A 19258-nucleotide genomic window follows, 5' to 3' on the forward strand; every position below is an offset into this window, starting at 1 on the left:
ATTTATTTGAATTCAACATTATTTTTTAGCTAAGAGAAATACCTGATGCCCTGCTTTCAGGGTAACTTTCGGTGTTCTTACTTTTTTAGCGAAATAGCCAGAAATGCCCTGTACAACGCCACGGCTTAAATCAGCAGCAACCTGTTGTCCGGCACTCTGCGTGAGCATCAGACTTGTTCCCGATTGCTGGCTCATATTGCCTGCCATTTCCGTAAGGGCATTCATTTCGGGTGAATATGGCACGTACAAGCCTTGTTGTCCGTCCAGATCGTAAATGGTTATATCTACAGGAATGATATTGCCCTCCAATTCTATGGAAGTAATTTTTAGCTGTAAGCGTCCGTTCTGAAATTTAGCATTAGCGGTTACAATCGTTCCCTTGGGAATGGTACGCTGAGGCGTCTGGGCAGGCTCTAACAATCGCAAGCGTACGCCAGTTTCTCCTATAACCGTCTGCGTTTCGTGAACACAGGCTTTGATACTGTTTTTCGGTTGTACAACTTGTTCAATGGAACCGGCTGTGTAAAAGCCACGGTTTTTTGTTTGGCTCCAATCGGCTAAAAATGCACTGTCGGTAGGCTCACGGTACAAGGCAGATACAGTGTTTTTCCTCGCAGCTGTAAACGCTACAAAATGCTCTTTTTGGTTGGAAGCCGACATAGCCGTACCTGCCTCCTTAGCAGGTGTAGCTTCTGTTGAAGCTGTACCCGTTGGCAGATACTTTGCCGCCATCTGGTAGGATTTCTCCATTAGGGTAAGCTGGTCATCAACGGTTGTAGATTTAGGTACATCTTTATCCGCTAACTGTTCTTTTAATTCGTTCAGTTGCTTGCGGAGTTCCGTTGTTTCCGAATTATCGTCCTGATAAAATGAACCCAATGTACTTTGTGCATTGCGGTAACTGTTTAATGCCTGATTACCGTTTCTCCCTGAATTTCTGCCAGTGCCATAATTGTTACTTTCGTCATCTTCGGGTATCTCATCTGTTGAACCCTCTTTGTCGTCTGTATTCCAATAATCCGAAAGTGTTGTCAGGGCATTGCGTTTTTCCTGGTCCTTGCGTTCCAGCATTTCCTGCTCATACGCTTTGCCCTTGTCTTCAGGCATTCCCGCTCCGGTAGCCTGTGGAACGGCATCGTTCAGCCCGATATTTTCGATTTCCTTTTTGTCGGGAGACGGTTTAAATATCAAGTACATACAGCCTAAGAATACAACGCCCATCAATGCGAATATGAGCGGTTTTTTGAGCTTTTCGACTTTATTCTGTGTGCTTTCCTGGAGCACATCAGCGGTTTCTTTCGGGCTACCTTCCGTTACCCGAACAACCGATTTTTTGTTCTCATTTTCTTTCATAAATCTGATTTTTTAGAATTGTTGATATTGTGTCCTGCAACCTTGCAGGACTTTCACTCTTTTTGAGGACAGGGTTTTCGATATGCTCGATGACCATATCGTTACCCGACTTTGCCGTATCATACCACACTTTGCAAATGACCCCTGCGGTGAGCAGCAGATAACCCAAAAAGAAATACAGCGTATATTGGTGTTGCTTACGTAAAGGCAATCCACGCCAGCGTTCATCCAGTTTGTCAAAGTACCTGTCCATATTTGCTCTTAATTTTTTCATAGCCTTACTATTTGTGTTGTTACAGCTTGAAACGTTTAGGGCTTTTCCCTGCATTTTGCTTCTGCTCTTCATTGACCATTGCAACTGCCTCCAACGCTTTGGGTGCAGATATTATGGACAGACCCGTCAGCTCCGATTTTTTGAGCAATTGCCCGAAGCCGTCTTTTCTGGCCACCTCCATTTTATCGAGAGAGAATTTGCCGTTCAGGTATTTTACCCACATGGTTCATTCAACACGTGGTTTGTCTTCTCCGACCATTGTAGATACCCCGTCAGCAACAAGTCCTGTTTAGGCAAACTGTCTGCACCTTTTTGACAGTTTTCGAGATAGTCGCTGATGCTGTCCTTTAGCTTTCCGGCATACGCACCTGCGTATGGAAGTAGCCGTTATACCTTTTTCTGTAAGGATTTTTGCGAACGTGTTTAAATCTGATAATGCTTCCATAAGATTGTTTTTAGCGTTCGATAACTTCGATATCCTTATTTTCCAACACCGCAAATTTTTCGATGTTAAATCCTTGCGGATTGTTGTCAGAGCGAACGGAGTTTACGAGATAGCAGGAAGTGATCAGGTTACGCCTGGTCACATTGCTCGAACGGATGATGAATTGTTTTGCATAGGTTCGCACCGCATAAGGATAAGTGTCGAAGTTGCACACAACACTGTCCACCTCTACACGTTGCTGTACGTTCCCTGAAATGATACGGCTGTAATAACCCTTTTCCGATAAGTCTTTGTAATAATCAAAGGCACTTTTATCGGCAAGATTGAATGCCCTGCTCATATTGCTTTCGATAGCGTTCTTGTCGGGTGCAAGGGTAAAGAACAGTTCATGAAAACGTCTGACGTGTTCCCTTGCTTCCACGGGACGGTTGATACTTGCATCCTGCGATAAGGCAAGCATCAGGGATTTGCCGTTGTCCAATACATAGACTTTCTGACGTTGTTCTTCTGCAAAGCGGTAGGATTGCCATACGGCATATCCTACGACGCCAATGCAGAGAACGGCAAACACAATGGCATACAAACGGAGCTGCCTAAAGCTGTTTTCTATATTTCTTAGCGTTTTAAATTCCATTTTTCTAAATGATTAATTGTTTATTTATTCATTAGCTTGCCACCGATGTTTCCAACTGTTGAGCCAGCTCCGGCTCCTGCAATGTTTCCGGTTTTCATTGCCGCTTGGTTCACATTTCGGGTAAAGTTTCCTACACCACCTGCCTGTATTACCCAACCTGCTACCGTTGGAATTGTGAAGTAGCCCACAATACCTATTATCATAAAAATGATGTATACAGTATTGCCCGTATCAGGTATGTAGGTGGGGTCAGCAAGCATTGCTATATCTTTTCTATAATGAGGGATTGTATTTTGGCAAGCATAGAACTGAACAGGTCAGCTATAGGAAGCCACAGGTAAACGCTGACGTATCGGGTCAGCCATTGCGTGAGCGTGGACTGAAAACCATCCCAAACGCTTATGGCAAAAGCTATTGGCCCAAGTATGGACAGTACTATTAGAAAAAATGTCCGTATAGTATCAATAACTAAAGCTGATGCCTGAAAAAGTACCTCCAACAGATTACGAAACCAGTTCTTTACAGACTGTTCCATACTGTACATACCACGCTCCATATACATACCCGACATGGTTACCAAATCAGATGGCGACCAACCCAATTCTTCGAGTTTTTTGTCAAACTCCTCATCGCTTACGAGGTAAGCAGTTTCAGGATTTCGCAACATCGCTTCTCTTTCCAGCAAATCTTTTTTTGCCTGCAAATCATTAAGGTCAAGCACCTGGTCTTCGAGAATGGCGTGAGTGCCCTGTACTACAGGACTTAATACGGCATTGATTGTTCCCAATACGATAGTTGGGAAAAACATAATACAAAGTCCCAAGGCAAACGGACGAAGCAAAGGGTACATATCAATAGGCTCCGCTCTGCTCAATGCCTGCCATACTTTTATGGCAACATAAAACAAAGCCCCCAAGCCTGCTACGCCTTTAGCCACTGCCGCCATATCAGCGGACAGAGGCATCATCTCATCATATAATGAGCGTAGGACTTCATGAAGATTATTAAATTCCATAACTACCAGTATTTTTGATTTGGAGTTCCGTAGAGGTCAAGCACTCTTTTGGTATTGTTTTGTTTTTTTGCTCTTAAAAAACTTACAGAAATGTTCTTATTAGTGTAATAGCGTACAAGACTGTGGTATTCCTTTACCTCTTTGTACACACGGTCAATAATATCCATACGCTCTTTGTCATTCAGCGAAAGGCTTGATGAGGTCACAATCTGTTTGAGTTCTTTCAGCAGTTCGGTACTTTCGTTCAGCAATGCCGAATATCCGTTGGCAATAGCTGCCAATTCCTGTGCGGAAAAATTTGGGTCGTTCATCATCTTACCGAAATTCTGTACATACATTTCAGACACGTCACCAACAAGCAGTACTGTTTGCTGCACCTTACGGGCATCCTTTACGAGATTATTTACAGCTTGTAGCTTATCGTAATATTCTTTTCCCTGCTTATAGACCTTTTCCACCTCCTTAAAATTTTTAATAACATTGGATACTGTGGATGAGGTCTGTACGATTTCATTCGCACTGTTGAGAATACCAGATGCCAGATTTGTGGGATCGGTAACCACAAATTGGGCTTTTGCGGACGGTGCTACGGCAAGCATTAGTGCCATACACACCATAAAAAGGACTTTTTTCATTTTTCTTGAATTTTAAATTGTTAATGACTATTGATTTGTTTTATCACGCCTTTCCATAGCGATATGCTTGATGGCGAGTTCTACGTTACCGTCGAGTTCGGAAGCAAGCTGCATCACTTCCATCTTTTCGGTTTCTTCTGTGGTGTATGCGAGATATTCCTCCAGACTAACTTCGGTGGCATAGACTGCCGAGTGTGTACCACCCAAACCAATCCAAACTTCCTTGTAAAGCCGTGAGGGATCGTTATTCATATTGATGGAAAGTACCTGTCCTTTCTCTTTGTCGGTTAGTCCCAACATCGCCTGTATATCATCGAACTTGTTCATATACTTGCGTTGGTCTAAGAGGATTTTGCAATCGCTATTGTTGATGATACTTTCTTTCACAATGGGCGATTGGATGATGTCGTCAACCTCTTGTGTTACCACAATGGCTTCCCCGAAAAACTTACGCACAGTCTTGAATAAATACTTGATGTATTCCGCCATACCTTCCTTCGCAATGGCTTTCCAAGCCTCTTCAATTAGTATGAGTTTTCGGATACCTTTTAGTCTCCGCATCTTGTTGATAAACACCTCCATAATGATGATCGTGACTATGGGAAAAAGAATTTTGTGGTCTTTTATGGCATCGATTTCAAACACAATGAAGCGTTTGGAAAGAAGGTCTAACTGCTTGTTGGAGTTGAGCAGATAATCATACTCACCACCTTTGTAATAGGGTTCGAGTACGTTAAGGAAATTGGCAATATCAAAGTCTTTTTCCCTGACCTGTTTTTCTTCGAGTACCTTGCGGTAATCTCCCTGCACATACTCATAAAAACCGTTGAAAGATGGGTAAACATCATCTGATTTTATCCGTTCAATATATCCTGAAACAGCATTTGAAAGGGCAACCTCTTCAGAGCGGGTTGGCGGTTCATCATCACGTTTCCAAAGTGTCAGTATCAAAGTCTTGACACTTTCCCGTTTTTCAATGTCGAACACGCCATCATCGGTATAGAAAGGGTTAAAAGCAATCGGGTTGTCTTCGGTATATGTGAAGTAAACACCGTCTTCGCCTTTGGTTTTTCCTTTAATGAGTTCGCATAGTCCCTGATACGAATTACCTGTATCAACGAGCAGGACATGTGCGCTTTGCTCATAGTACTGCCTTACCATATGATTGGTGAAGAACGATTTGCCCGAACCCGACGGACCAAGTATAAACTTGTTCCGGTTCGTGATGATACCACGTTTCATCGGTAGATCGGAAATATCCAGATGAATTGGTTTTCCTGTAAGCCTGTCAGCCATCTTGATACCGAACGGCGAAGGCGAATTGTGGTAATTGGTTTCTTCGGTAAAGAAGCACAAGCCAGGCTCAATGAAGGTGTAAAAACTTTCCTCACTCGGAAAATCGCCCGCATTGCCAGGCATTCCTGCCCAATACAAAGTAGCCACATCCGTGGTGTTATGGCGAGGCTTGCATTCCATTAATGCCAAGGCACTACCGCAATCATTCTTTAACTGTTTCAGTTCCGCAGGATCTTCAGACCAGGCCATGATGTTGAAGTGTGCACGAATTGAGGACAGCCCGAAGCTATGGGCTTCGTTCAGGTACTTTTCTATCCACTCTTTGTTGATCTGGTTGGCACGACTATATCGAGCTAGCGAGTGCATATTTCTTGCTGATTTTTCAAACTTCTGGAGATTGGCTTCGCTATTATCCAAAAACAAGTATTGGTTGTAAATGTGGTTACAGCTCAGCAATAACCCAACAGGTGCAGCAAAAGACAAACGGCAGTCGCTACGGTCGGTAGACAGTTTTTCAAAACGGGTATCTGCCGACACCGTTCCTGGCAAGTCGTCTGTATCAGACAAGGTGTGCAAAGACAATCTTTTATTCCCGATACGTACTTCTTCCGCTCCGAGTGCGATATCCTGCATCGGTGTTCCGGCATCTCTCGATAGCGTAAGGTACTGTTCCAACAATCCCTGTTTTTCGTCCGTACCGATAATGTCTTCCTCAGTCAGACGTCGCAGGCTTACAAAACCGCTATCATTAACGATACGCTCAAACTGAGCCACGGCCTCCATAAAGCGGTGTATCGCTTCCTTATCCCTTATTTCTTTGGGGATAAGCGAACCTTTGCAGAGTGAGCTAAAGTTGCTCTGCATACGCATACGCTCTTTAGTCGTCTTGGTGAGGAACAGGTAACAGTAGTGATTTAGAAATGGACGTTCGTTGAAATGGCGTTGATACGATTTAGCCAAAAAACTCTGGTCGTCCTTAGTCAAATCGGGAGCATAGCTTTCCTTGATATACCAATCTTGTTTGTGGATTACCGTAAAATCTGGCAACGTCTTGATAGCCTTGTGCCAAGCAGAATGTATCGCTTCATATTCCGCTGAGGCTACTGTGAACAGTTCCGGCAAACGCACTTCAAAACAGGCGGTAATGTCTGCATCTTTGGAAAGGATGCAGTTGTTTTCTACTGCCAATAAAGGAAACTTGCTTTCCAGTGTGGTGGTCTTCGATACATTTCTCATACGGCATTCTGTTTAGGAGTGAATTTTAAATAGCGGTGTACAGGCTTGCGGCAGATGATATAGCGGGGATGCCTTTTATTGGCTGCTATTTTCATCAATCCGTGTTCGCCGTATTTCCTGTTCAGTGAAAAGGTCTGCCATACGATAAGTGAAGCACCGCCTGCTCCGAGGAACAGGCAGATGTAAGAGTTTACACCTGCCATATACAGTATCATCACCAGGATAAGCGTACCGAGAAGTCCGCCAGCGAAGATGAACAGGTATTGCGCCTTCAACCCTTTAAATTCCACCGTTCTTCCAATGCCTTTGTTGATATTGTAATTCATAAGGCAGAGGATTAAAGGAAGAATGAACGCAGGATAGTAGCTGCAACGATTAAGAAAATACACGCACCAAACCACGAAGCCGCAGTTTTGCTCGTATCGGGATCTCCACTACTGAATTTGTTGTACACTTTCACACCTCCGATTAGTCCTACGACTGCACCAATGGCGTAGATGAGCTGTGTGGCGGGATCGAAATAGCTTGTTACCATTTGGGTAGCTTCGTTGATACCTGCTGTACCATTTCCTTGTGCGAATGCACCATAACCTGAGAGCATTGCCACGGCTGCCAGCAAAACTTTTTTTCTCTGTTTTTTCATAATTGAAACACATTAATTTGTTACCGTTTGCCCGCACTTTGCGAGCTTTCGGGACAAAGGTGTTTCAGAAATTAAGGCGTGATAACAAAGTGGCAGTCAGAGGAATTGTTTGGCGGTGAGTGGCACTGAACTAATATTATTATTCTTGAAAGCCTAGCAACAATAAACAATTATATGGGATTTATGGAAGGATGTGAAATAATTGAATATCAGCTTCTTATTCTGTTTTGATATAAAAAATATTTACTTTAAATTTGCATATAATGCGGACTAATTAGCATCAAATGAAAATCAATAGGTTAAAAGCTGTTTTGGCTGAAAAATCCAAAACAAACAAATGGTTGGCTAATCAACTTGGAAGAAGCGAAAGCACAATATCAAGATGGTGTACTAATGAAATACAGCCTTCAATGGATACATTCGTTGAAATCGCGCAACTTTTAAACATTGATGTTAAAGAGTTAATCAACTCTACTAAAAATTAATTATGAACTCTAAGGTGCAAAATATCAGTTTTGATAATATTCCAGTTAGTCCAGAATGGACATTTAAAAATGTACGCTCTGTCGAAAATTGGACTCACGGATATCATAGGTATCCCGCGAAATTCCTTCCAAATATTGTAAAGAAAATTATTGAAGAACATACAGAGGTTGGTGACACAGTTGCGGATGTCTTTGCAGGATGTGGAACCACGTTAGTAGAAGCAAAAATCCATGGTAGAAAATCGGTTGGAGTTGATATAAATCCAGTTGCACAACTGATTACCAGCGTTAAGACAAATCCAATAGGTCCTGCAAAACTTAATGAAACATACAGCTTGATTCTAGAAAAGTTTGATGATTTTAATTTGGAAGACTATATTAATGTTGCTACACATGAACGAATTGATTATTGGTTCTTTCCTGAGAATAAAGGTAAAATTGCTTTTCTTTATGGGGTGATTTTGAATCTTCAGGAGGATCAAAGAATTAAAGATTTTTTCTTGGTGGCTTTATCTAATATACTTAAGAACTGTTCAAAATGGTTACAGTCAAGCACAAAACCCCAAATTGATCCTAATAAAATTCCAGCAGACCCCTTTACAGCTTTTAAAAGACAGATAAAATCCATGCTTAGGAAAAATGCTGAATTTTATAAAGAACTAGCCAGTTTGAATTTTCTAGATACTGAGTGTAATATTTATTTAGAGGATGCAAGAGCAACGGGTATAGATTCAGAGTCTGTAAATGCAGTGATTACTTCACCGCCTTACGTAACATCATATGAATATGCGGATTTACACCAGCTAACGGGCTATTGGTTTGAATATGTAGAAAGCCTTTTGGAATTCAGAAAACAGTTTATAGGAACATTCTACTCATACGGTGAAGTTGTAGAGACTGTCTCGGACTTAGCTAATCAAACCGTCAATAAAATTTCAGAAAAGCATTTAAGAACGGCGAAAGAAATGTCGAATTATTTTTCGGATATGGCAGCAGTGTCAAATGAAATGTTCAGAATACTAAAAGTGGGAGGCAAAGCATTTATTGTTATTGGTAATACAACGTATAAGAACGTGAAGATTAATTCAGCAGAAATTTTTGTAGAAATGCTTGAGAGTAGTGGTTTTGAAATAGATGAAGTGATCAAAAGATCTATTCCGCACAAATTGATACCGACAATTAGAGATAATGTTTCGGGAAAGTTCACTACGCTATCAAATAAAAATAGTAAAGAGGTTTATCCTGAAGAATACATAATAATTGCAAAAAAAGGTGCAGAATGAATATCGAAAATGTTGGAACTATAATCGATCAAATACCTGTTGAAATAAGTTATAAAATTATTGAGCTGTTTTCAGCGGGACTTTATTCAAGCCCAAACAAGGCTTTTGAAGAACTTGTCAGCAATTCTTATGATGCTGGAGCTACAAAAGTGTCTGTATATGTTCCTCTTGACAAAACCCTGTCTGATTCAATCCTATGGGTAGCAGACAATGGTATGTCAATGGATAAAGAAGGGTTAAAGCAATTTTGGAAAATAGGCTCTTCGACTAAAAGAGAAAATGAAAATCAAGAACGCTTACCAATAGGGAAATTTGGCATTGGCAAATTGGCTACATATATTTTAACAAGTAAACTAACGCTGATTTGCAAAGCTACTGATGGAAGGTATTATGCAGTGATGATGAATTACTCAACCATCAATAAAGATTCAACAGAAACAATATCTCTTGATGAAAAAGAATTGACATTAGACGAAGTTAAAACCATATTGTCTCCTTTGATTAAAAAAGGAAATCAGGACTTGATTACGTTCAAATTATGGGGAGATGGATGTGAAGATACTTGGACATTTGCAATATTATCAGACCTTAAGCCCAAGTCCGCTGAAATAAAAGATGGTAGATTAAAATGGGTTTTAAGTAGTGCGTTACCTTTAAACCCTAATTTTAATTTATTCTTCAATGGTACAGAATTACAATCTAGCAAAGATAATATTGAACCTTGGAAAACATGGATTTTTGGAAAGGATGATGAAGTTGCTACTAAATTCAAATATGAAACAGGAACATATAAAGAAAAACCTTGTGTTCATTTGCCGAACCTAAAAAATATTACTGGACAAATTGATTTGTATCGTGATTCTTTGCTAACTGGGAAATCTGCTGATTTAGGCAGAAGCAACGGAATCTTTCTTACAGTTCGAGGACGCTTGGTGAATATAGATGACCCTTTAATTGGAATGGAAGCACTTTCTCATGGTGTTTTTAACCGTGTAAGAATCATGGTAAATGCTGATGAACTGGACGATTATATTACATCCACAAGAGAATCTATTAAATCATCAGCTGCATTAGAAGATTTGCGAGAATATATAAAAAGAAAATTCAATGCTGTCAGGGAATGGTATTTTTCCACAGTTGAGGATGAAGAAAAAAAGAATAGGGCTTCTCATAAAATTGCCTATGCATCTGCAAGTTTATCAAGAAGACCACTAATTGTTGCTGCCAAAAAATTTCTTGATGGAGAATTAAGCGATTTGGTACTAACTGAAATACCTAATAATTTAACCGAAGAAGAAAAAAACGAATTAATCCTAAAGTTAGAATCCGACTTAACCACTGACAGAGGGATAATCCAACAAGTAGAATGGGTAGCATTAAATCCAGAAGATCCAATTGCAAAACTTGAACTAATAACAGGTTTTGCAAAAATTAATCTGATGCATCCTTTTTTCGCTAATTTCTTAGATGAGGTAAAATCCCCTCTACCGTTTCAATTGATTGCATTAACTGAAATTCTAACAGAATGTTTTTTACTTGATAGTGCTATTAAACAAGATGAAGTTAGGGAAATAATGTTTAAAAGAGATGCAATATTAAGGGAGCTGACATTTAGTGACAAGCCAAATGCTCCTTTTGTAGCTTCATTATTGCAAGCTTCTTTAGGAGATTCTAGTGGATTAGAAAAATCAGTAACACAAGCTTTTAATACACTTGGATACGAATCTACTTCTATTGGAGGACCTGGGAAACCAGATGGAAAAGCAGTTGCTTATTTAGGCCCTTTGAATTCTGCCGATAATTATTCGGTAACATTTGATGCTAAAAGCACTCTCAAAAACAAGATAAAAGCAACTACGGCTCATATCTCAGGTGTTGACAGGCACAGAGATAATTATAATTCAAATTACGCCTGTGTTGTTGCGATTGATTATGAAGGTGCAGATGATCCGAGGTCAGCAGTAAATACAGAAGCTAAAAAACATAAAATAAATCTAATAAGAGCTCAAGACCTTATGGTACTTGTATTGGTATCTAGCCCAAAACAAATTGGATTAAAACAACTTCGAGATTTTTTTGAAAATTGTCATACAGTTATTGAAACCAAGGCATGGATTGATGAAATTAAGAATAGAGAAGTAAGTCGAGGGCCGATTAAAGAATTATTAGAAGAAGCATTTACCCTTATTAAATCCGATACAGAACCTGCATTTTTAAGTGCCTTAAGAATGAGCAATGCTGAATTAAAAAAGCATTCGATAGATGACTTGAAGTCTTTAGTTCAAAGTCTTGAACGACTTGTGCCCAATTACATTAGTTTATCGCATGACAATATAGTGAGTTTACAAGTGCCTCCTGAAAAAATATTAAACGCATTAAATCAAACTTTTGCTACTGACGTTCCCAGTGAGTTTAGAGATATTTATATTAATGCCTTTTCACAATAAACTATGTCAGAAAGAAAAAAATATAGCCAACCATTTAAGCCTTATGCAAGGCTTATGAATATTATTGGTGATCAACTGATTACCGATAAGAAAGTAGCTGTTATTGAGGTTGTAAAAAATAGTTATGATGCTGATGCCGAAAATGTTCAGGTTCGTTTCTTTAATTTGAAAAATTATGGATTAGGTTATTTACCTGAAAATGAACAACCATATATTGAGATAGAGGATGATGGAGATGGAATGACGTTGGAAATTATTGAAAAAGTCTGGCTCAGACCTGCAACTCCGAGCAAATATGAGAAAAAGGTTCGTAAACAAAACGAAACAAAAAAAGGAAGAATTATACAGGGAGAAAAAGGTATTGGGAGATTTGCTATTCACAAACTTGGGGAAAAAATTGAGCTGTTTACCAAATCGAAAGATCATAATGAGGTTAAGCTTGAAATGGATTTTACCGAGTTTAATCCCGAAAAAGTAGATTTATTTAATCAGCCAACAAATATAGATTTCAAGCTATTAGAGCAGGTTGATAATACTTGGTATGAAAACCACACTCCTGAAGTAATTAAAAAAGAGAAAGGAACTTTAATCAGAATATCTCATTTAAGAGAACATTGGAAAGAATCTGATTTTGAAGAATTGTATAAATCGATACAAAGATTAATTCCTCCTGTAGACGAAAATGCTAAAAAGTTAGGTATTGATTTTAAGCAGGATTTTGATATTGAGATTTATAAAGATGATGATATATATAGTTCCGAAGATGCTACAACATTTAAAGATGTTATTGAAAGAGCTCAATATAAAATGATTGGGACGGTTTCAGAGAAAGGTATTTTATCTTTTGAATATGAATCAAAAGCCCCTCAAAGGGCTATTCAAAAAACTATAAATTTATTTGATATAGAGGAGCTTGATAGGAATGGGTATGATTTGTATGCAATTAAAAAAGGATTTAAGAATAGCAAAGGGCTTTCTTGTGGTGAATTTAAGTTTTCATTTTATGCATTTGATTTAAATAAGCCTGATAAATTACTTATTACTCCCGCTATTAAATCTTTTGTAAAGGACAATTTTGTTTTTGTTTTGAGAGATGGTGTTAGAGTATATCCTTATGGTGAAAAAGGTATAGACTGGTTAAATTTGGATAAATTACGATCAACTGTAAGAGCAGGTCAGTTTATTAGTTATAATGACCTTACTGGATTTGTATATATAAGTCAAAAAGACAATCCAAAACTAAAAGACGCTTCTAATCGTCAGGGGATTATGAATGTAGATGGTGCTTTGGACGACTTTCAAAATCTAGTTACTGCTGTTACAGAAATATTAAATATTGAAAGTAAAATTGATAAGCAAAAATTAGAGATCAAGAAGAGAACATACAGGGAATCTAATGATGTGGTATCAAAATCTTTTAATAGTCTAAAAAATAGCCTCGAAAAAATAAATGATAGGGAAGTTTTAGAAAAGGCAAATAGCTTTCTTAAGACTGTAGAGAATCATAATAACCTTATCAAAGAACGGATGCTTACCGTGGAAGACTTGGCAGGGTTAGGGATGGCTGTAGAAAAAGCCTCTCATGATGCTCTGACAATATTGTCTAAGATGCGTGGAAATATCAGGGATTTCAAAGTAAAGGCTCAAAAGTCTAATTACCGTAATGAAGAACTAATTGAATTACTAATTGAATTAGATGAAAACCTGAATTTCGTATATGATGAAATGCAGGTTATTCAGCCTCTGTTTAAAAATCAACGTAAAGCCATTCAAGATATTAGTATTTATGAAAGTATAGAAAAAGTTTTAAAATATTTTAGAAGAGATCTAAATGGAAAAATTGATGTAAAGATTATTAAGGATAATGACATTAAAGTAAAGACAAACACAGGTCTTGTACTTCAAATTCTTATAAACCTATTAGATAATGCCATTTACTGGGTCAATAGAAATGAAACTAAGAGAAAGAAATAATATTAAAGTTAAACACCAGAGAAAACGCATTGATTATATCAGATAGTGGCTCTGGAATTAGAGAAGATGCAGCTCCTTTTGTTTTTGATGAATTTTTCTCTTTAAAATCAGATGGGCGTGGTTTGGGATTATACATCGTTAAAGAGATTCTTCTCCGGATTAATGGGGAAATATTTGTGCTTGAACAAGAGAAAGACAAACTCTTATCAGGAGCCAATTTTATCATCAAATTTAATCAGGAATTTTAGTATGGAAGGAGTTATACTATTTGCAGACGATCATATTTTCGAAGCAGGAAGGATTGAAAATGCTTTATTTCAGAAATTTAATAATGAAAGTAGTTATTCTGTATTGCCAATCAACAATCTAATAACACTTGAAAAAACTGTAGTTTCTATCTCTACTTATAAAGCTTTGATTCTTGATTGGAATTTTAAACGGACTACAGATGAGGATGATATTGAAGGATTACAGATACCTGATGATGATCCTCATGAATTTTTAAGAAGTCAAAGACTATATTCTTTAGTGTATGTATACTCACAAGAAGATATTGGACAGGAAATACAAGCTGAGTTACAACAATTATATCCAAACAAAATATTTTTTAACAAAAAAGGAGATATAGGTGAATCCGATAAGGAATATGCTAAGATTTTAAAAGGCATTCAAGATTTTGAAAACGACAATAGACACTTAAATGTACCATTTGTTTGGAGTCAATCAATAAATAAATCTGCTCAAAAGATTTTTTCAGAATTAGAATCTTCAGATAAATTTTGGATAAAAGAACTGTATTATAGCTCAGTTAGAAAATTTGATAAACAAACTGGAGTTCCTACTTCTGTAGAATTTGAGCCATCGATCGAAGTTATTAATCTATTCCAAAACATTTTATCAGAAAGATTAATTCAAGACAAAATTTTAAGAGAAGCTATAAAAACTTATTCTGTGGAAAATTTCAAAGAAACACCAACGACTAGTTCGATCACAGGTCTTTATTCCAAATTGTATTATACTCAAACTTTAGATACAGATTCAGTTATGACCGGCGACATTTATAAGCTGGCGGAAGATTGTTTTGGAGTAATTATTTCCCCAGAATGTGACATGATGAAGCTTATAAGCAAAAATGAATTTATTGAATTACTTTGTTTTACCTCAAAAAGTTTTGACACCATTAATTCATTCTGTAAAACAGAAGATGAAATTAAGAGAGCATATAATCAAGAAATATCTGCCGTTCATTTGTTACCCATTTTTCCTTTTGATGATGATACTCGTTCAACTGCACTCATAGATTTTAGATTTTCGTTAAAGTTAGTGAAAGCAAAATATCTTCATGAAAACGTTCAAAATCGAAAAATAAAAATAAATTCTCCTTATATCCAGCAATTGAGACAAAGGTACTTATCATATGTTGGAAGAGTTGGTGTACCCGCGATTCCACAAAGTTTAAGGCTGTATAACTTAAAATAGTTTTCAGCAAATATTTAAACCATATAAACGCTATACTTATGTTTAATCTAAAGAATCTTAAAAAGCAAACCACTCACAATAATCGTTATGATCGCAGGTTAGCGAAACTTACGGCGAATGGTCAAGAAACGTCAAGAATCAAATCTGTTATTGAAAATGCAATAACTAATATCAAAGCTGATCAGAAGTCATTCATTATCTATGGGGAACCTCAAAGTGGTAAAACAGAAATGATGATTGCACTAACTGCAAAATTACTGGATGAAGGATTCAAAATTATTGTCGCTCTTCTAAATGATAGCGTGCAACTGTTAGGTCAAAATTTAGAACGGTTTCAACGTTCTGGCTTATCACCATCACCTAAAAAATTCAGTGAGATTTTGTCACCTGAAGTAAAAATTGGAGAACAGCAATGGGTTATTTTTTGCAAGAAAAATTCCAGTGATTTACAGAAACTTATACAGAAACTTAATGGTGTTGACAATTGTGTTGTAATTGATGATGAGGCAGATTATGCTACTCCCAATTCAAAAATTAACAAGAATGAAGCCAGCAAAATAAATGAATTGACTGGTAAGTTAATAGGAGACAAAGGCATTTATATCGGCGTAACAGCAACTCCAGCTAGACTGGACTTGAATCGCACACACCAAAATCAAAACGAACACTGGATTGATTTTCCTTCTCATTCAAATTATACGGGGCAAGATATTTTTTTTCCTGTTTCAACAGATAATCTACCCTACCGTTTGACATTCCTTCCTGATACAGGAGATGATCCTAAATTTTTACGAGAGGCTTTATTTTGTTTTATGGTCAATGTTGGTTATTTAAATAGTGAAATTAACACACCTGAACTCAATTACAGTTTTTTAGTACATACTAGTGGAAAAAAGGCAGACCATTCGGTAGATTATAAGCAAATAGTAAAAATATTTGAAGCATTAAAAGACGAAAAAAATTCAAACCACGAGGTATATTATAAAAGAATCTGGGAAATTGCCAAATCCCGCTATTCAGGTTATGAAGATAATATTACGCAATATGTTTTAGAAGCTTGTGATCGTAATAATATAGTTGTGATGAATAGCGATAAGGAGGTTAATGCTGCTGACAATAGGACTGCAACCGATCCGACAGCTCCTTTTACAATCGTAATTGGAGGAAACATAGTTTCAAGAGGAGTAACATTTAACAATTTGCTTTCTATGTTTTTTACCAGAGATGTAAAGCATAAATTACAACAAGACACGTATATTCAAAGAGCCAGAATGTTTGGGTCAAGAGAGAATTATCTTAAATATTTTGAATTAATAATACCTAAGTCACTATATCTTGATTGGCAGAAGTGCTTCATATTTCATCGTCTGTCTCTCGAATCAAGAAAACAAAATAAAACAACTCCTGTCTGGTTAGATGGGGAAAGAGTGATTGCGGTAGCTAGTGCAAGTATAGATAAAGCAAATGTAGTAGTTGATAGAGGTGAAATGAGCTTTGGTCTATTTGACTTTGATGAGGATAAATTACAAGTCATACTTGATAAAAAAGAAGCCCCTATTGCAAAGCTCAAAATGATATCGGGACTATTAGGAAATGATAGTTTGCCAACATATCTTATAAGTTATATAGAAACCTTCTTGCCTTCAGGAAACAAATCAATTGCAATTCACGAACCCAAAAGCATTGCAGGATATACTGATAAAGAAGGTGAAGTAGATAAGGCTACTATCATGCGTTCTAGAGGCTTTATAGGTAATAGGGAGCTTGAATTGTCAAAATATCCTGATGCTATACATCATATTAATATATTATATAATGAAGATGGTAAAGCCCGTATTTTTTATAAATATGAAGGTAATATTCGTTTTTTAAAAACTACTAAGAAATGATAAAAGAATTTGAATTTTATCATGGTGTAGTATTTTCTAAATTGATTCATAGTATATCTGATGGCATTTCCGTTAAATTATACCCAAGTCCAAGTAATGCCTCCTATGTTATAAATGACAATATAGGAATTTATATTAAGTATTCTACTAAAAGGATGAGTCCTTGGCGCTTTAGTTTTCAAAAAAAACATCAAGATGAAATACTTCAAATGCAGGAGCAGTTACGTAATATCTTTGTTCTCTTGGTATGTGGTAAAGATGGTGTAGTGACTTTAAGTTTTGAGGAATTAAAAACCATACTAAATGATATCCATTCTGAAACCGAATGGATAAGTGCTTCTCGTACTAGAAATAAAGAATATAGCATCAAAGGATCTGATGGGTCATTAGAAAAAAAAATAGGAAAGAAAGATTTCTTAAAAAAGATTTTAGAAGCAATCAAGCAGAACGAAGAATTTTAAAACAATTCGTACTAGACTATTTAATGGATGATAATCAAATAATAAGGAACTTTGAAAAGGAAGTCCTAGATAAATCCCATGAGAAATATCCCTTTTTCCAATATTCTGACAATATTGTAATTCCTTATATCCTGCAAGTATACGGAGATACTGAGCGACATAGAGATAATTTAATTCGTCAGGGACACAACGATATCAACTTCTCTATTTTTCTAAACAATATGTTGCATGGAATGGGGCATTGTATAAGATGGATAGTCAATAGAGATGGCTCAAATTTAAAAAATATTACCACTGAAACTTATCAACAGCTTCACGAGATGGCAGCCGATTTTCTTGGTTGGGGTGCAGGATATCATATGATAGCTCAGGAGTTTGTCACTTGGTCACGCAAAATAAAAAAAGCAACTGTTGATGTAGTAAATCGAGAAATTACTTTTATTAATCCAGAATTTTTCGATTACAGTAAAATATTCGACTTGCAAGTTTTGTACGCATCTAGGATGGCTTTAATTTATGAGAGTTATCCACATAGTGTCATGGAGCAAGAGTTTTCAGAATGGATTAAAAGTATAGATTTTAAAAAACCTCCTATAGCCAATCATATAGATTGGAAGAAAGGAAGATTATCTATGTCATATCCTCTATTGTATTCAAAAATGAAAGAAGTGCTATTTCCTGAACTGGAAGAAACTACGGATTTTGAAGGATACAATCTTCAACAGTTGCGACAATTCTTTGCATTAAGTTTTCTGAGTTTTTATTTCATACGATGGATTGAAGGATATTTAGATTCAGGAATGGGAGAAAATAATTTGTCATACGGCTCTAACCCTCTTTCAATGAGTGCGGACAAATTTAAAAAACTTATGTGCCAGATAACAGGACTGAATGTTGAGCTAGTTAGTTCAATAATCAAAGACCTCACTTTTAATCCATCAAGTTTTCATACCAGTGTCACGATACAACCATTTATTTATTCCCAGGGCGAATACTACATTTTACCCAATTTATTTGTTCAGGTTGAACCATCTCGAATGATGCTTGGTGCTTTGAATAAAGGAGAAAAAAAGAGAGTTTACGACAAATTAATAAATTCCATTGAAAAGACTAACCTTGATCTAATTGGCAGAAAAGTAAAGCAACTACCAAATATTGTTTGCTATTTGGAAAAAACTCTAAAAAATAATGGTCAGCGAATTTGTCCAGATATTATTTTAATTGACCCAACTAGGAAATTCTTATTGGTTGCAGATTATAAGCATTTTATTGGTCCTATCTCAGGATCAGAAGTTGAATATAAGATAAAGGAACTAGAAAAAGCTATTAACCAAGTTCAAAAGTATATAGATAATCTCAATCAACTCTCAAAAGTTGAGTTAATTAGTATTCAAGATTTTACTGTATCGGGATTAATCATTACGCATAAACCATTGCCCGTTCCTATTCCAATCAAAAATAATATTCCAATTGTTGACATGAAAACATTTAATCAATTAGTCCAAGATGCCATTTTTAAAAAAATGGGTATTTATGGAGTGACAAAGTCTATCAACCATTGGTATCACAGTGAGCCAAAAAATGTTTTCTCAGAATTTGAATCTGAAATAATAGTTGAAGATTGGAAGGTTAAAAGAACACAGCATAAATTTGCTTGATAGACGTTGGAGTTATATTTAGCATCAGAAGCAATAGTAATTTGTATAATG

The 19258-nt window shown here is 36.8% G+C and carries 17 protein-coding genes and 1 pseudogene; 9 read left to right on the forward strand and 9 right to left on the reverse strand.

The window, feature by feature from the left end; translation table 11 throughout:
* Positions 1 to 18: 18 nt before the first annotated feature.
* The 9 genes and pseudogenes from traM to BUR17_RS07120 form a co-directional block, all read right to left on the reverse strand.
* On the reverse strand, positions 19 to 1353 hold the full coding sequence (traM, locus tag BUR17_RS07080; protein WP_074229617.1) for a conjugative transposon protein TraM: 1335 nt from the start codon (positions 1351 to 1353) through the stop codon (positions 19 to 21).
* Positions 1340 to 1627 carry a nitrogen regulatory IIA protein gene (locus BUR17_RS07085; RefSeq protein WP_074229618.1) on the reverse strand — a complete coding sequence of 96 codons (288 nt, stop codon included), beginning with the start codon at positions 1625 to 1627 and terminating at the stop codon, positions 1340 to 1342. Before BUR17_RS07085 ends, traM begins: the two co-directional genes overlap by 14 nt.
* A 19-nt stretch (positions 1628 to 1646) precedes the next feature.
* Positions 1647 to 1850: a hypothetical protein gene (locus BUR17_RS20970; RefSeq protein WP_228418625.1), complete on the reverse strand. Its 204-nt coding sequence runs from the start codon at positions 1848 to 1850 to the stop codon at positions 1647 to 1649.
* Between the two features lie 232 nt (positions 1851 to 2082).
* Positions 2083 to 2706: a conjugative transposon protein TraK gene (traK, locus tag BUR17_RS07095; protein WP_074229619.1), complete on the reverse strand. Its 624-nt coding sequence runs from the start codon at positions 2704 to 2706 to the stop codon at positions 2083 to 2085.
* Between the two features lie 20 nt (positions 2707 to 2726).
* Positions 2727 to 3721: pseudogene (gene traJ / locus BUR17_RS07100) on the reverse strand (conjugative transposon protein TraJ).
* A gap of 2 nt (positions 3722 to 3723) precedes the next feature.
* Positions 3724 to 4356: a DUF4141 domain-containing protein gene (locus BUR17_RS07105; protein ID WP_074229620.1), complete on the reverse strand. Its 633-nt coding sequence runs from the start codon at positions 4354 to 4356 to the stop codon at positions 3724 to 3726.
* A 27-nt stretch (positions 4357 to 4383) separates the two neighbouring features.
* Entirely contained in the window at positions 4384 to 6888 is a 2505-nt protein-coding gene (locus BUR17_RS07110) for a TraG family conjugative transposon ATPase (RefSeq protein ID WP_074229621.1), read from the reverse strand.
* Positions 6885 to 7214 (reverse strand): DUF4133 domain-containing protein, encoded by a 330-nt coding sequence (locus tag BUR17_RS07115; RefSeq protein WP_002978492.1) that lies wholly within the window; start codon positions 7212 to 7214, stop codon positions 6885 to 6887. The genes BUR17_RS07110 and BUR17_RS07115 overlap by 4 nt, the downstream gene beginning before the upstream one ends.
* 11 nt (positions 7215 to 7225) lie before the next feature.
* Positions 7226 to 7531, reverse strand: coding sequence for a DUF4134 domain-containing protein (locus tag BUR17_RS07120; protein ID WP_074229622.1), 306 nt, complete (start codon positions 7529 to 7531; stop codon positions 7226 to 7228).
* 284 nt (positions 7532 to 7815) lie between these two features.
* Here BUR17_RS07120 and BUR17_RS07125 point away from each other — a divergent pair, with 284 nt between their 5' ends.
* The 9 genes from BUR17_RS07125 to BUR17_RS07165 are packed head-to-tail and all read left to right on the forward strand — an operon-like array spanning position 7816 to position 19207.
* Positions 7816 to 8016, forward strand: a complete 201-nt coding sequence (locus tag BUR17_RS07125) for a helix-turn-helix transcriptional regulator (RefSeq protein ID WP_074229623.1) — start codon at positions 7816 to 7818, stop codon at positions 8014 to 8016.
* A gap of 2 nt (positions 8017 to 8018) precedes the next feature.
* Complete coding sequence (locus BUR17_RS07130) at positions 8019 to 9299, forward strand: DNA methyltransferase (protein WP_074229624.1); 1281 nt, start codon at positions 8019 to 8021, stop codon at positions 9297 to 9299.
* Positions 9296 to 11746, forward strand: a complete 2451-nt coding sequence (locus BUR17_RS07135; RefSeq protein WP_074229625.1) for an ATP-binding protein — start codon at positions 9296 to 9298, stop codon at positions 11744 to 11746. The genes BUR17_RS07130 and BUR17_RS07135 overlap by 4 nt, the downstream gene beginning before the upstream one ends.
* Positions 11747 to 11749: 3 nt before the next feature.
* A complete protein-coding gene (locus BUR17_RS07140; protein WP_074229626.1) occupies positions 11750 to 13720 on the forward strand; it encodes an ATP-binding protein in 1971 nt (656 codons plus the stop codon).
* Complete coding sequence (locus BUR17_RS07145) at positions 13720 to 13968, forward strand: ATP-binding protein (protein WP_228418673.1); 249 nt, start codon at positions 13720 to 13722, stop codon at positions 13966 to 13968. The genes BUR17_RS07140 and BUR17_RS07145 overlap by 1 nt, the downstream gene beginning before the upstream one ends.
* A 1-nt stretch (position 13969) precedes the next feature.
* Entirely contained in the window at positions 13970 to 15199 is a 1230-nt protein-coding gene (locus BUR17_RS07150; RefSeq protein WP_074229628.1) for a hypothetical protein, read from the forward strand.
* A 38-nt stretch (positions 15200 to 15237) separates the two neighbouring features.
* Positions 15238 to 17088, forward strand: coding sequence for a Z1 domain-containing protein (locus BUR17_RS07155; protein ID WP_074229629.1), 1851 nt, complete (start codon positions 15238 to 15240; stop codon positions 17086 to 17088).
* Complete coding sequence (locus BUR17_RS07160) at positions 17085 to 17549, forward strand: hypothetical protein (protein ID WP_074229630.1); 465 nt, start codon at positions 17085 to 17087, stop codon at positions 17547 to 17549. The genes BUR17_RS07155 and BUR17_RS07160 overlap by 4 nt, the downstream gene beginning before the upstream one ends.
* Positions 17550 to 17572: 23 nt before the next feature.
* Positions 17573 to 19207, forward strand: a complete 1635-nt coding sequence (locus BUR17_RS07165) for a hypothetical protein (RefSeq protein ID WP_074229631.1) — start codon at positions 17573 to 17575, stop codon at positions 19205 to 19207.
* Positions 19208 to 19258: the final 51 nt, after the last annotated feature.

The sequence above is a fragment of the Chryseobacterium scophthalmum genome (genome assembly GCF_900143185.1).
GTDB classification, from domain to species: domain Bacteria; phylum Bacteroidota; class Bacteroidia; order Flavobacteriales; family Weeksellaceae; genus Chryseobacterium; species Chryseobacterium scophthalmum.